Annotated in this window: 1 protein-coding gene; it reads right to left on the reverse strand. The window is 43.2% G+C overall.

Features of this window, described 5'->3' with window-relative positions; genetic code table 11:
• The coding region (locus ACG9ZB_RS16955) for a GTP-binding protein (RefSeq protein WP_419326818.1) at window positions 1–308 on the reverse strand (308 nt) is incomplete at both ends.

Consider the following 308-nt stretch of genomic DNA (forward strand, 5'->3'; position numbering starts at 1 on the left):
TTTCGCAGGCGAGACTTTAAAATGCGATGAGTCATAAGCACGGTGAATTGATGGATACATTTCACCAACACCTGTACCATGCAAAGCAGAAATCAGGTGGATATTCGCCCATGGAATAAAGTCAAAACGGCGCTCTACATCCAACTTACATTGCTTACGATCATAATCGGACATATTGTCCCATTTGTTAATCGCAATCACCATCGCTCGGCCTGCTTCAAGCGCATAGCCAATTAAGTGTAAGTCTTGTTCTAAAATACCTTCACGTGCATCAACAACTATGACCACCACATGGGCATCTTTCATGG

It is taken from the genome of Acinetobacter johnsonii (assembly GCF_048551975.1).
Classification (GTDB): Bacteria; Pseudomonadota; Gammaproteobacteria; order Pseudomonadales; family Moraxellaceae; genus Acinetobacter; species Acinetobacter johnsonii_A.